The organism is Providencia sp. PROV252, from assembly GCF_033676005.1.
Taxonomy (GTDB): Bacteria; Pseudomonadota; Gammaproteobacteria; order Enterobacterales; family Enterobacteriaceae; genus Providencia; species Providencia vermicola.
Map to the genome: position 1 here is coordinate 356,751 of NZ_CP096294.1, position 13,105 is coordinate 369,855.

At 40.2% G+C, this 13,105-nt stretch carries 12 protein-coding genes; 4 read left to right on the forward strand and 8 right to left on the reverse strand.

The window, feature by feature from the left end:
* Positions 1-34 precede the first annotated feature (34 nt).
* The 3 genes from M1F05_RS01575 to crp all read right to left on the reverse strand — a co-directional run bounded on the left by M1F05_RS01575 (position 35) and on the right by crp (position 3,324).
* Positions 35-1,423, reverse strand: coding sequence for a hypothetical protein (locus M1F05_RS01575; protein WP_206084822.1), 1,389 nt, complete (start codon positions 1,421-1,423; stop codon positions 35-37).
* Between the two features lie 137 nt (positions 1,424-1,560).
* Positions 1,561-2,553 carry a hypothetical protein gene (locus tag M1F05_RS01580; protein WP_206084821.1) on the reverse strand — a complete coding sequence of 331 codons (993 nt, stop codon included), beginning with the start codon at positions 2,551-2,553 and terminating at the stop codon, positions 1,561-1,563.
* A gap of 138 nt (positions 2,554-2,691) precedes the next feature.
* Positions 2,692-3,324 carry a cAMP-activated global transcriptional regulator CRP gene (gene crp / locus M1F05_RS01585; RefSeq protein ID WP_004262556.1) on the reverse strand — a complete coding sequence of 211 codons (633 nt, stop codon included), beginning with the start codon at positions 3,322-3,324 and terminating at the stop codon, positions 2,692-2,694.
* A gap of 356 nt (positions 3,325-3,680) precedes the next feature.
* Here crp and M1F05_RS01590 point away from each other — a divergent pair, with 356 nt between their 5' ends.
* Positions 3,681-4,082 (forward strand): OsmC family protein, encoded by a 402-nt coding sequence (locus M1F05_RS01590; protein ID WP_206084820.1) that lies wholly within the window; start codon positions 3,681-3,683, stop codon positions 4,080-4,082.
* A gap of 91 nt (positions 4,083-4,173) precedes the next feature.
* Here M1F05_RS01590 and M1F05_RS01595 read toward each other — a convergent pair whose 3' ends face one another.
* The 3 genes from M1F05_RS01595 to M1F05_RS01605 are packed head-to-tail and all read right to left on the reverse strand — an operon-like array spanning position 4,174 to position 6,288.
* Entirely contained in the window at positions 4,174-5,040 is an 867-nt protein-coding gene (locus M1F05_RS01595; RefSeq protein ID WP_206084819.1) for a phosphoribulokinase, read from the reverse strand.
* A 58-nt stretch (positions 5,041-5,098) separates the two neighbouring features.
* The gene (locus tag M1F05_RS01600; protein WP_206084818.1) at positions 5,099-5,308 is read right to left on the reverse strand and encodes a YheU family protein; all 210 of its coding nucleotides are present in this window, start codon (positions 5,306-5,308) and stop codon (positions 5,099-5,101) included.
* On the reverse strand, positions 5,305-6,288 hold the full coding sequence (locus M1F05_RS01605) for a hydrolase (protein WP_206084817.1): 984 nt from the start codon (positions 6,286-6,288) through the stop codon (positions 5,305-5,307). Before M1F05_RS01605 ends, M1F05_RS01600 begins: the two co-directional genes overlap by 4 nt.
* 101 nt (positions 6,289-6,389) lie before the next feature.
* Here M1F05_RS01605 and M1F05_RS01610 point away from each other — a divergent pair, with 101 nt between their 5' ends.
* Complete coding sequence (locus M1F05_RS01610; RefSeq protein ID WP_206084816.1) at positions 6,390-6,995, forward strand: LysE family translocator; 606 nt, start codon at positions 6,390-6,392, stop codon at positions 6,993-6,995.
* Between the two features lie 144 nt (positions 6,996-7,139).
* Here M1F05_RS01610 and murP read toward each other — a convergent pair whose 3' ends face one another.
* Both murP and murQ read right to left on the reverse strand, forming a co-directional pair.
* A complete protein-coding gene (murP, locus tag M1F05_RS01615) occupies positions 7,140-8,609 on the reverse strand; it encodes a PTS N-acetylmuramic acid transporter subunit IIBC (RefSeq protein WP_206084815.1) in 1,470 nt (489 codons plus the stop codon).
* Positions 8,610-8,636: 27 nt separating this feature from the next.
* The gene (gene murQ, locus M1F05_RS01620) at positions 8,637-9,548 is read right to left on the reverse strand and encodes an N-acetylmuramic acid 6-phosphate etherase (RefSeq protein ID WP_206084814.1); all 912 of its coding nucleotides are present in this window, start codon (positions 9,546-9,548) and stop codon (positions 8,637-8,639) included.
* A 250-nt stretch (positions 9,549-9,798) separates the two neighbouring features.
* On the opposite strand from murQ, the gene M1F05_RS01625 reads away from it, so the two are divergent.
* Positions 9,799-10,659 (forward strand): MurR/RpiR family transcriptional regulator, encoded by an 861-nt coding sequence (locus tag M1F05_RS01625; RefSeq protein WP_206084813.1) that lies wholly within the window; start codon positions 9,799-9,801, stop codon positions 10,657-10,659.
* 104 nt (positions 10,660-10,763) lie between these two features.
* On the forward strand, positions 10,764-13,031 hold the full coding sequence (adiA, locus tag M1F05_RS01630; RefSeq protein WP_206084812.1) for an arginine decarboxylase: 2,268 nt from the start codon (positions 10,764-10,766) through the stop codon (positions 13,029-13,031).
* Positions 13,032-13,105: the final 74 nt, after the last annotated feature.

Sequence of the window (13,105 nt, forward strand, 5' to 3'; positions counted from 1 at the left end):
AGGGGAGAGCCCTCTGCAACTTATTTTAACCATATCATTTTTTATTATGGTTTCTGGCTTTTATTTTATTATTTCTTTCGGACAGTCTCGCTTGTAATTGTTCAGGTGTACTGAGTGTTGATATTCCCGCAGATAGGCAATTATCTTTGTGACGAGCTAGGGGTCCATTAATTTTCTTCTTATTGGATGTTGAACGTTGTTTGCTCGATCTTACAAGTTCTACCTTTTTGTTTACGTTACGAGATGAAGTGTCGCTCACTAAGCTATCATTTTCAGAATAGTAATCTGAAGTAGAATTTAGGCTAACATTACTTGCATATTTTTTTTCTGCGTTAGTTGGTTGGCTTTCATGATCACTATCTATTAACTTTAAGGCATCATCAATTAACTTATCAATATTGTGTGATTTTTCTGAGCTTTTAAGTTGTAATTTTGAATCAATACGTTGACTCAAATTACAGGTGATACTTTTCTTATGAGGTCGCTCATCTTTTTGCATGTTTTCTCTGCGTTTTAATAGCTTGGTGTTATTGTTTTTATTATTACTAGGTTGTTGTTTTTCTTTTTCGAGGTGTTCAACTAATCTAGCCAATATCTCTTTTTCTTTTATCAATTGAAGTTTTGAAAAATTTAACAGTTTATTATCATGTTGAAGTCTTATGTTAAATTCAATTAATTTTTCTTTTTCTTTCATAAGTCTATTTTTATCAATGTTTAATTCTTTGACTAAATTTTCTTTCTGATAATCGGAGGTTATGTTGTAAACTTTACCTTTGAGGTTTTTTAATTCTATTTTTAATAAATTTTTAATAGAGTTTTGTATTTTGATTAGATTTTCTAGTTTTTCATTTTTATCTTCTATATCAATCGTGTCTAATATTTCATCGTGTGATGATTTCAAGAATGAGTGTTTTTTCTCTAAATAGTTAAGACCTTTGATTTTTGACTCATATTTTATAGCTGACTTTAACTCTATAATGTCATCTTTAATTTTTTTGGATTTTCGTGTCAAAATTTCATTTTTATTTAACTCCTTTAGGCTATATGTATAATACTCTATTATATCTTTTTGTTTGTTCAGGGTTTCATTTGTAGCATAGTTTTTATCATGAATACTTTCAGATTTTAAAATGTTATTTATTTGTTTTTCTATGTCTTTTTTTAAATTTTTTACGGTTGATGTAATGTCGAATTTTTTTTGAATTAATATGTTTTCTAGTGAGTTTATTTTTTCTATATTAGAATTGAAAATATTTTTTTCTTCTGTAAGTGAATTTTTATTACTTAGTTTAGCCTGATTAGGCGAATTTTTTAGCTGTGTATTTTTAATTCCATCAATATGGCTTAGGGCAATTCTATTTTTTGTGTGTTGAGTGATTGGTGAGATTGGGGTGGTGATTTCTTCTCTTTTAGCTTTAATCATAGAGACTCCTGAATGAGAGATTAAATAAAAAATATTTTTACTGAATTTTAATGTATTAAAAAACGATTTTTGCTAATTTAATATGTTTTAGGCAATTACTACGATTCATTGGAAATGAAAATGTTTTACTGTTGATGTTACAGCAGTTGATTTTTAGTGGACTTTAAATTCTGTAGTAGCCGGTTATTGGTATCTATTTGAGATTGTATTTCTTCAATTTTTTTAATGTATCCACTCAGTTCTTGGGTCAGTTTTTTTTCTTTCTTTATATTTTTTTCTAAAAAAGTTAAATCAAGGTTCTCAATTGATGGTTTGCTTTTTTTCTGAATTTTTTTTTGTAAATTATATGTTGAGTTGGCCGATTGGCTGGATGAATAATAATTTTCTTTGATATGTTTTGCCCTCAATAATGAGGAGTTTGTCTGCGGTATATTTCCATTGAACGCAAAAGTGCTTTTTGGCAAAGGCGTTACTCTTTGATTAGGGGGATTCTTCTCGCAAGTTTTATAATGTATATAAACTAATTGTTTATTGAATTTGGTGTTTTTTTTGTATTTAATGCCCTCTGATGGTCGCGTGATTTGACGAATCGGTTCTTGAATGAACGCGTTTTTTAAAGGGAGCATTGAGCCCTTTTTATTAGTTAGGGGTTTAGGTAATGCAAAGTTTTTTATAATTTCACGTTTTTCTTTTTGGCTTTTATTATTAATACCAGGGATTTTAATATCGCGATATAAAAAATTAGCATATCCAGTTTTTTCGCTAGATAAATGTTTATATTGGTCAAGCGTAACTCTATTTTCTTTTATTAACGAGTCAGTATCTTGTTCCGTAAGGAAAATAGGTGAATATTTCTCGTATAGGCTAATTTTCAATTGATTGACTTTTTCGTAAAATTCACGACTGCTTAAACATTTAATGCTATAGACTTCTCCTGAGTCGCTCTCATAGGCCGAATCAATACTCTCTAAACTACAGGAACGTGTTGGTTTTGGCTGGTTATCAGCGCCAAGTGGGTTTTTTCCCAGTGAAGAGGTGACCGTAAAAATTTTTTTGATGAAATCATCAGAGTTAATAATTTTTTTGAATAATGTCGGATTATCCGATAAACCGCTTAGTGTGATACCCATAAATATTTCCCTAATTAATAAGATAATAATTATTATTTTATAGGGGCAATCGGTAGGAAGAATATAAAGAAGCGATTTTACTAGAATTTAATATGATAAATAATAGCCCAGCCAAAGGTGGCCAGGCTGAAAGGTTAATTAACGAGTACCGTAAACAACAATAGTTTTACCATGCGCGGAGATTAAGTTTTGATCTTCCAGCATTTTCAAAATACGGCCGACAGTTTCACGGGAACAACCAACGATTTGGCCAATCTCTTGACGGGTGATTTTGATTTGCATCCCATCTGGATGTGTCATGGCATCAGGTTGTTTGGCTAGATTCAGTAGCGTTTGTGCAATACGGCCTGTTACGTCTAAGAAGGCGAGGTTGCCCACTTTTTCTGACGTTGTTTGCAGGCGGCTTGCCATTTGCGCGGAAAGGCGCATTAAGATATCAGGATTAACCTGAATCAATTGACGGAATTTTTTGTAAGAAATTTCAGCAACTTCGCAGGCGATTTTTGCTCTAACCCACGCAGTACGTTCTTGCCCTTCTTCAAATAATCCAAGCTCACCAATGAAATCCCCCTGATTCAGGTAGGAGAGGATCATTTCTTTGCCTTCTTCATCTTTGATTAAAACAGCCACTGAACCTTTAACTATGTAGTAAAGGGTTTCTGCTTTCTCACCCTGATGGATCAGTGTGCTCTTGGATGGATACTTATGAATATGGCAGTGTGACAAAAACCATTCAAGAGTAGGGTCTGTTTGTGGCTTGCCGAGAACCATTAGCGTTATCCTCTGTATGTTATTGCAGCCATCCGGAAAAAGCGTACCAGAAAGGCTGGCTTTAAAGTCACTAGCTTAGCATATTAACTTGTCTTATATACCCTAAATAACAGGAAGAGCAACATTGCATCAATCGCTTTTCATGGTTAGGGTAAACAAATTGATATCAACACTATAATATAATCAAATAAAACGTTGAGTTTTGATCTTAATCCTATCAACTAAGTATTGTTTGTAGCATATCCGATACAGAAAGTCTTCCCTGTATCGCTTCAGCAGAATAAAGCTGATATAACATTCTTTATATCTATGGAACAATGTAGCCTTTAAATCGATTTCATTTCAAGGGGAATAAAATGGAAGCAAGAGTTAAATGGGTGGAGGGGCTCTCTTTTTTAGGTGAGTCAGCGTCAGGCCACCAAGTGATGATGGACGGCAATGCAGGCGATAAAGCACCAAGCCCAATGGAAATGGTGTTAATGGCTGCAGGTGGTTGCAGTGCAATTGATGTGGTATCCATCTTACAAAAAGGCCGTAATGATATTACCGACTGTGAAGTGAAATTAACCTCTCAGCGCCGTGAAGAAGCGCCTCGTTATTTCGTTAAAATCCATTTGCATTTTATTGTAACAGGGAATGAATTAACGGATAAAGCGGTTGAACGTGCAGTTCAGCTTTCTGCTGAAAAATATTGTTCAGTCGCGTTGATGTTAGAAAAGACCGTCGAAGTGACACATAGCTTTGAAATTAAAAATTAAAAATAAATTTAATAGTTATTGATATATTTTAAAAATAAGATGCTTATTCTAATTAATGGTAAGCATCTTATTTAATAATCAAAAAAACAATTTAGTCATGTTTCTGAGTAATTAGCTTTTCGACTATTGGCATCATAATTAATTCCATTGCTAAGCCTAATTTCCCCCCTGGCACGACAATCGTATTCATCGCAGAGATAAACGAGCCAGATATCATTGACAGTAGATAGGGAAAATCAATCTGTTCAAGTCCACGAAAGCGAATAACAATAAAACTTTCATCTTGTGAAGGAATAGCTTTCGCTGAAAATGGGTTTGAGGTATCTACAGTAGGTACGCGTTGGAAGTTAATATGGGTACGGGAAAATTGTGGTGTGATGTAGTTAATATAATCCCCCATTGAACGTACCACCGAATCCATGACTGCTTCTCTAGAGTGCCCACGTTCAGTGGTGTCACGGATGAGTTTTTGTATCCACTCTAAGTTCACAATAGGCACAACACCTACCAGTAAATCAACATGTTGCGCGACATTGTGCTCAGGTGTCACAATCCCACCGTGTAAGCCTTCATAAAACAGCACATCCGTTTTTTCAGGTAACGATTCCCAAGGAGTGAACGTACCTGGTTGTAAGCCATAAGGTACTGCTTCATCATAGGTATGTAGGTATTTACGCGATTTCCCACAGCCCGTTTTGGCGTAATCCACCAGTGTTTGCTCAAGTAGCGCAAAGTCATTGGCTTCTGGACCAAAATAACTAATATGGCGGCCTTGCTCTCTGGCTTTGCGAATCGCCATATCCATTTCAGGGCGCGTGTAACGGTGGAAGCTGTCCCCCTCTAGTGTGGCTGATTGGATATTTAATTGGTGGAATATTTTACGAAAGGCTTGGCTAGTTGACGTTGTGCCAGCACCGCTTGAACCAGTGATGGCAATAATCGGGTGTTTTTTGGACATAGCGGACTCCCTGTGTTGCACTTATGGCCACTATTTCAGAAACAGCGAACGAAGCGGGTTAGCGGGCTTTAGGCATGAAATTAACGGATTCATGCAATTCTGACCAGACTAGCACAATTTCGCCAGAAACTAACTGCCGTTTCACATCGTTCACTTTATCTTGCAGGCTTTTTTCTTGGGCACCATAGTCAGTGCCTTCGCGTAACACATAGCTTTCAATTAGATTTTCCAGTGTTTCAGGCGTAAGTTCTTGCCAAGGAATAATCATTTTTTTTCCTTATTTAGATAAGGGATTAGCCATTGTGGAATGCGGGTTTCTAGCCACATTTTGGGCTTTCTTAATGTGCCACTCACAAAGCCCACATGACCACCGTGTTCCGTCATCTGGTACTCCACATTTTTAGGTAAATGTGATAGATCAGGAACTACTTCTGGCGCCATAAACGGATCATCTTTGGCATGAATAATTAACGTTGGTTTGGTGATATAGGCAAGCTTAGGGAGCGCGCTACATTTTTGATAGTAATCCGTCGCATCATCAAAGCCATGAATACGAGCGGTGATCACATCATCAAATTCACGGATCCGTTTAAGTTGCTTTAGCTGTAACAGATTTAATGGTAATGAACCTGGATAGCGAACGAGTTTGCGAGTCGCATTGCGTTTTAAGCCATTGAGTAAATAGCGTTGATAAAATTGGGAAATCCCTTTTTCCATCCGCAATGAACAGGCTTCCAACATGAGCGGTGCAGAGACCACGACACCTGCATCCACATCTGCATTTTGACCACTTTCGGCTAAATAACACGCTAACATATTGCCACCAAGGGAATAACCCACCGCTGCTGTTGGCGCATCACCAAAGGTGTGCTTTAGCCAACGTAAAAAATAACGTGCATCACTGGTTTCACCTGAATGATAGATACGCTGCTGGCGATTCGGTTCGCCGCTGCAACCCCGAAAATGCATGATGACACCTAACCAACCTTGGTTTTGTGCGCTTTCTAGCATGCCGTGGGCATAAGGGCTTTTAAAATTGCCTTCTAACCCATGAAAAATAACTAAACGCGGCTTATGTGCAGCGAGCTCAGGTTTTTCGCTCCAAGCAAGATCGATAAAATCGCCATCAGGCAATTCAAGTCTCTGCCAAAGAGGTTTAATTTTCGGTGTCCTGCGAAAAATTCTTGGCAACAAAGTTTGGAGGTGTGGATTCTTAGCCCAACTTATCGGACGAAAGTTTTCTGACATAGCCTTATTTTATTTAATGGGGACTCTTGTGAGTCACATAACATACTGTTATTTTTTTGTGATGCAAGTAAACAAATTTGAGTTTGAGGATTAAAGTATAAATGACACTGGGGCTGATTTTTTCACTTTTTACATTTCTATTCATTGCCGCAGTCACACCTGGCCCTAACAACATGTTGTTGACCTCAAGTGCAGCAAACTATGGTTTTCGTCGTACTATCACATTATGCCTTGGGATCATGCTAGGTATGCAGCTCATACTTTACCTCTCTGCATTTGGGATTGCTGCGCTTTTACTGCTATATCCTGCGATCCATATCGTGTTAAAAATTGCGGGCAGTATTTACTTATTGTGGCTTGCATGGAAAACCGCCACGGCAAATTATGCACCACTTAAAGCAAATAGCGAAGTGGCAAAAAGCGTCACTTGGTATCAAGGCGGTTTATTGCAATTTTTAAACCCAAAAGCATGGATGATGGGTTTAGGTGCCGTTGGTGGGTTTAGTCTACCTGGTGAGTTATTCACTCAGTCAATTATTATGATGAGTCTCGCTTTTGTGGTTGTGAATTTGTCGGCAGGGCTTATTTGGATGGGGTTTGGCTCGTTAATTAGCCTGTTTCTTCGTAGCCGGCGTGCATGGTTTATCTTTAACTGGACAATGGGATTGCTGACCGCACTGTGCGTACCATTGATTTGGTTAGAGTAATGCCTATAGCCAAGAAGCTAATCTTATTTAGCTTCTTGGCATCTCTATATATGAAAAGTACGGTCGTGATCCGTTAGTAATTCGATGGTTAGGCTAAGTTTTCCCTCGCATCGCACCTACATGCGGCTTTTGCTTAGGGAGTGATTAACTTAAATCGACGCCTTTACTGCCAAATAGGTAAGTAAAGAGGAAACCGCAGACATACGAAACCAGTATGCCGCCCGCATACACTGCCATCCCTGCGAGTACGCCTTGCCCTGAGGTCATTAAGGGGATCGCGATTAATCCAGATGGGCCAAACACAGTATTTAAACCTACGGGCAAACCCATCCATGCTACCGCACCGATAAAGAACCCTCCTGCTGCGCCACCTAAACATGCTGTCACAAACGGTTTGACGCGAGGGAGTGTGACACCGTAAATCAACGGCTCGCCAATCCCTAAGAACCCAGGGAACAGCGCCCCACCAATTTGTCCGCGGGTTACAGAGCCTTTTTTGGCTTTCACGTATAAGGCAAGCGCCGCACCGACTTGGCCTGCACCCGCCATCGCCAGTATTGGGAATAGCGAGTTAAATCCTTGTGCATCCACTAAGGCAACATAAACAGGGATAAACCCTTGGTGAACCCCAAACATGACCGCAATTAAGAACAACCCAGCTAAGACCGCGGTACCAATCGGGTTACCGTTTAAGTGCATAAATAACCAAGACATTCCATCGAACAGCCAAACACCAATCGGCATGATAAAGATAAAGGTTGCTGCACCGACAATTAATAGAGTAATAGTTGAGGTCAGAATAATATCAAGGCTGGATGGAATAATTTTGCGGACTTGTTTTTCAACCCATGCACCAAAGATACAAGCAATTAAAATCCCAATAATGTTGCCGCGGGGGTCGATGTGCCAACCAAAGAAGTTAGACATCCCCGAATAGAAGCCTTTTGTTGCTTCTGGGTCGTAACCTAAAATAAATAAGGCGGCAATAATTGCGCCATTAACGCCACTTCCACCAAAGGCTTTTTGGGCGTTGTAGCCAATTAATAACCCCATAAAGGTAAATAAACCTTTACCAAATATGGCTAGGTAAGCAATGGCACTTTTTAACCAAGCCAGCTGCTGGGAGTCTGGTGGGAACACGTTTTCATTGGTGACTAATAACCCAAGTAATGATGCGATCCCCATCAACAGACCTGCACCAATAAACCCTGGAATTAGGGGAGTAAAGATGGTGGCAAACTTTGATAGAAAGCGGTGTACCGCGCTAGTTTGTTTCTTTTTCAACTGCTGCTTATTGGCAGAGGCAATTTCGTTCAAATCTTGAGTTTGATGAGGTGATTCATCGTGCTCATCTTCTTCATCCTCTAGCATTTTGTTCATTAAGTCCGCGGCGGTTTGGGCTTTACCTGGGCCTAGGACAATTTGTAGCTGCTCGTCACTTTCGATAACACCAAGCACGCCTGGGATTTGTTTCAGTGCGGCTTTATCGACGAGTTGGTCACTGTTGAGTGTCAGTCGTAAGCGAGTCATGCAGTTACCCGCTAGTTTTATATTGCGACGACCCCCTACTTGTTGCAGGATCTGCTGCATCATTTCTATTGTTATTTTAGCCATACTATTTTTCTCATTAAAATCCGCATATTAGGCGGAAGATGCCATATTGAGTGCTGTACGAATAAAACCGTTATTGTTGGTGAGCAGCTGACGAGCCTCATCGGCATTCAAGCCTGATAACACCATCAAAATTGCCGTCTTACAGTGCCTGTCACATTGTTGAAGTGCGTTTTCAGCTGTGGTTCGGTCACAGTCAGTTGCCTCCATAACAATTTTAGTTTGTCTTTCAATTAACTTGGCATTCGTGGCTTCAACATCCACCATCAAGTTGCCAAATACCTTACCGATACGGATCATCGCGCCCGTGGTGATCATATTCAGCACTAATTTTTGGGCCGTTCCCGCTTTCATTCGTGAAGAACCAGTGACCACTTCTGGACCAACAATAGGGGTAATTGCGATATCTGCTGCATTGGCGATGGGGCTATTTGGGTTACAGCTAATGGCTGCTGTCGTGGCGCCGACAGAGCCTGCATAAGCTAAAGCGCCTAACACATACGGAGTACGTCCACTTGCTGCGATACCAACGAGTACATCTTTTTCATTAAATTGGATATTTTTCAGGTCTTGTTCACCTAACTCAGGTTTATCTTCTGCGTTTTCGACGGCACGAAAAATGGCTTGGTGACCGCCTGCAATGAGGCCGATGACTTGCTCATGAGGAGTTCCATAAGTTGGTGGGCACTCACTGGCATCAAGTATGCCTAAACGCCCAGAGGTACCAGCGCCCGAGTAAACTAATCGACCACCGTTTAGAAATGCGTCTGCGACTTTATCAACTAACTGTGCAATTTCAGGCAAGACTTTTTCGACAGCTAAAGGGACTTGTTTGTCTTCGTTGTTAATCACTTGCAGCATTTGCAAGGTAGGAAGTTGGTCGATATGTGTACTTGCGGAATTGCGGCTTTCCGTTACCATTTTGCTTAAGTCGATAGTCATGAAAATAGCTCCTAAATCAGATATTGTGCCAATATTATGGAATTATTTATTCCTTTGGTGTGATTGAAATCACGGTGTTATCTATTCTAACTTGCGAATATAAAGGAATATTTTGTCATTTATTTCAAATTAAAGAGTCACTTTTCATTGAATTTATTCGATTATTTTTAACGTATCGATTAAGTTTTATTGGAATAATTTATTGTTATTTTTTTGATGGCTTGAAATTTACACCTTTTGGGGGCTCACTATGACATTATTGGATGTCATCACGTATTCACTACCGCGATTAGCAGAAAATCAGCGGAAAATTGCGCAATTTATCCTGGAAAATCCAGAAAATATATTGAGTTTGTCTTCATCTCAACTGGCTGAGAAGCTAAATGTCAGCCAGTCCGCTATTGTGAAGTTTAGCCAAAAAGTGGGCGTTAAGGGGTACCCTGCGCTGAAATTGGCGCTAAGTGAAATTATTGGGCGCCAGAAACTTAATGAAGGGACGGCTCATACTGCATTGCATAATCGAATTGCACCGAATGATAATTTGATGGTGGTGGCGCAAAAGCTTGCGATGGAGAAAAACCATTCGATAACAGAGACAACAAAGCATATTGATTTCAAGCAGTTTGAAAAGGTCGTGGCGTTAATCGATAAATCTCAGCGGGTGCAGATAGTCGGCATTGGCGGCTCAGGGCTCACGGCAAAGGATTTAAGTTATAAGCTGCAAAAAATTGGGATTACTACCTTGGTCGAATTTGATCATCATGTGCAAATTGCAGCGGCATTAACGTTAAATTCCAATGATGTACAGATTGTTATCTCGTTTACGGGCAAGCGAAAAGACATGCTGAGTGCAGCGAATATCGCTCGTAAGCAAGGAGCATCGGTTATCGCGATAACGCGTGACCGACATTCACCACTGGCGCAACTCTCTGATTACGTTATTGAAAGTATTGCGGAAGAAGATGAGTGGCGTAGTTCGTCTATTTCATCTCGAACAGCTCAAAACACTATAACCGACCTCATTTTTATGGCATTGCTACAAAAACGTGAGGCTAAAGCCAAGTCTTTAGTTATGAATGCGAGAATGGCAATTAATAATTTAGATGAATAGCCTTTAGTCTTATAACTCATCGATAACTTTGCAATACATACCTATTTGCGTTAAGACTAAAGTTATAAGTATTTAAATTTGAAATATTCAAAGGGGAATTATTGATGAGAGCACTCATTGTTTATACTGAGTTAACTGACGAAGATTCCGTTATTAGCCACGCAGTAGCAAGACTGGCAAGCGAATTGAACGATGAACATGTTGAAACCGTGATTATTCGGGATTTTGAAGATGGGATGGCTTACATCCGTTCAAATACGAGCATCGATTGCTTGCTATACGGCCGCGATATGTCAGATAAGCAAGAACAAACCCAAGCTCATCAATTAATTACTCAGCTTCACCGTCGACAAGAAGATGTCCCTGTTTTTTTACTGAGCGATCGTGAAGAAGCGCTAACCGCTTTTGACCGAAAAATGATGGAGCAAGTCGATGAATTTGCTTGGATTTTAGAAGATTCAGCCGACTTTATTGCAGGGCGTGTACTTGCGGCGATTATTCGCTATCGTGCACAATTGTTGCCGCCATTAATGAAAAGCTTAATTAAATACAGTGACATACATGAATATTCGTGGGCGGCCCCAGGGCACCAAGGTGGGGTTGGTTTTACCAAAACACCTGCGGGGCGTATTTATCACGATTTTTTTGGTGAGAATTTATTTCGTACAGATATTGGGATTGAGCGAGTTGCAGTGGGCTCATTGCTAGACCATACAGGGGCATTTGGTGAATGTGAAAAAAATGCCGCGCGTATCTTTGGTGCTGACCAATCTTATTCGGTGGTTGTCGGGACATCGGGTTCCAATCGAACGATTATGCAAGCTTGCATGACTGATGATGATGTCGTCGTCATCGACCGAAATTGTCATAAATCGATTGAGCAGGGGTTGATCCTGACAGGGGCTAAACCTGTGTATATGACACCTAGCCGTAACCGCTATGGTATTATCGGTCCAATTTATCCGAAAGAGATGACACCCGAAGCCATTGCTGAAAAGATCGCTAAGAATCCATTAACATTGGACAAAATCGGTAAACGCCCTACCTATAGTGTTGTCACTAACTGTACCTACGATGGTGTCTGCTACCATGCACGCAAAGTTCAAGATTTACTGGATAAATCATTGGATAGAATTCATTTTGATGAGGCATGGTATGGGTATGCACGTTTTAATCCGATTTATCATAACCACTTTGCTATGCGAGATGAGCCGAGAAATGGCGATGAGCCGACGATTTTTGCCACTCACTCCACACATAAGTTGTTGAATGCGTTATCCCAAGCATCATTCATTCACATCCGAAATGGTCGTAACTCGATTGATTTCAATCGCTTTAATCAGGCTTATCATATGCACGCCACCACCTCGCCGCTGTATGCCATTTGTGCCTCAAACGATATCGCGGCGGATATGATGGATGGTAATAGCGGGCGTTCACTCACCGACGAAGTTATTCGTGAATCTATCGATTTCCGCCAATCATTGGGTTATTTGTATAAAGAGTTTCTCAATGATGACGAATGGTTCTTTAAGCCATGGAATCAGGAAATGGTGAAGGACCCTGCGACAGGGAAACGCTATGCTTTTGAAGATGCCCCTGTTGAGTTGCTGATGAAAGAGCAGAGCTGCTGGGTAATGAACCCTGAGGATAAATGGCACGGTTTTAAAGATATCCCTGAAAACTGGGCGATGCTTGACCCTATTAAAGTCAGTATTTTATCACCAGGAATGGGGGACGATGGCAAACTGCAAGACACTGGCGTACCCGCAGCACTGGTGACTGCATGGTTGAACCATTATGGGATTGTGCCAACACGGACAACGGATTTCCAGATTATGTTCTTGTTTTCCATGGGGATCACTAAAGGGAAGTGGGGGACTTTAGTTAATGCGCTACTCTCCTTTAAACGCCACTATGACAATAACACCAGTTTGAAAAAGGTGTTACCTGAAGTGGTGGAAAGTGCCCCTGAAATATATGGTCACATGGGGTTACGTGACTTAGGCGATAAAATGTTTATCTATCTACAGAAAAATAACCCTGCTGGGCAGCTGAATCAAGCGTATGAACAATTGCCTGAAGTGGTGATGAGCCCACGAGATGCGTACCAAGAAATTGTAGCTAACCGTGTGGAAGCAGTTCCGCTCGATAAACTCGCCGGGCGTATCGCTGCCAATTCGATTATTCCGTATCCACCAGGTATCCCGATGTTGCTATCAGGGGAAAGTTTTGGGGATAAAAACAGCCCACATATCGGTTACTTACACAGCCTGCAGGCGTGGGATAGTGAGTTCCCTGGCTTTGAACATGAAACCGAAGGAACCGAAATTATCGATGGGCAGTATTATGTGATGTGTGTGAAACACTAATGACATCAAGCTAGAAAACGAAAAAGGCGCTTGATTTTAATAAGTCAGGCGCCTTTTTGCGTGTTAATTAATGG

Bases quoted from the DNA above. Each gene is read 5' to 3' on its own strand.
- M1F05_RS01590 (WP_206084820.1), top strand. From the start codon at position 3,681: ATGGAAGCAAGAGTTAAATGGGTGGAGGGGCTCTCTTTTTTAGGTGAG.
- M1F05_RS01580 (WP_206084821.1), bottom strand. From the start codon at position 2,553: ATGGGTATCACACTAAGCGGTTTATCGGATAATCCGACATTATTCAAA.
- M1F05_RS01575 (WP_206084822.1), bottom strand. From the start codon at position 1,423: ATGATTAAAGCTAAAAGAGAAGAAATCACCACCCCAATCTCACCAATC.
- adiA (WP_206084812.1), top strand. From the start codon at position 10,764: ATGAGAGCACTCATTGTTTATACTGAGTTAACTGACGAAGATTCCGTT.
- M1F05_RS01610 (WP_206084816.1), top strand. From the start codon at position 6,390: ATGACACTGGGGCTGATTTTTTCACTTTTTACATTTCTATTCATTGCC.
- M1F05_RS01595 (WP_206084819.1), bottom strand. From the start codon at position 5,040: ATGTCCAAAAAACACCCGATTATTGCCATCACTGGTTCAAGCGGTGCT.
- crp (WP_004262556.1), bottom strand. From the start codon at position 3,324: ATGGTTCTCGGCAAGCCACAAACAGACCCTACTCTTGAATGGTTTTTG.
- M1F05_RS01600 (WP_206084818.1), bottom strand. From the start codon at position 5,308: ATGATTATTCCTTGGCAAGAACTTACGCCTGAAACACTGGAAAATCTA.
- M1F05_RS01625 (WP_206084813.1), top strand. From the start codon at position 9,799: ATGACATTATTGGATGTCATCACGTATTCACTACCGCGATTAGCAGAA.
- M1F05_RS01605 (WP_206084817.1), bottom strand. From the start codon at position 6,288: ATGTCAGAAAACTTTCGTCCGATAAGTTGGGCTAAGAATCCACACCTC.
- murP (WP_206084815.1), bottom strand. From the start codon at position 8,609: ATGGCTAAAATAACAATAGAAATGATGCAGCAGATCCTGCAACAAGTA.
- murQ (WP_206084814.1), bottom strand. From the start codon at position 9,548: ATGACTATCGACTTAAGCAAAATGGTAACGGAAAGCCGCAATTCCGCA.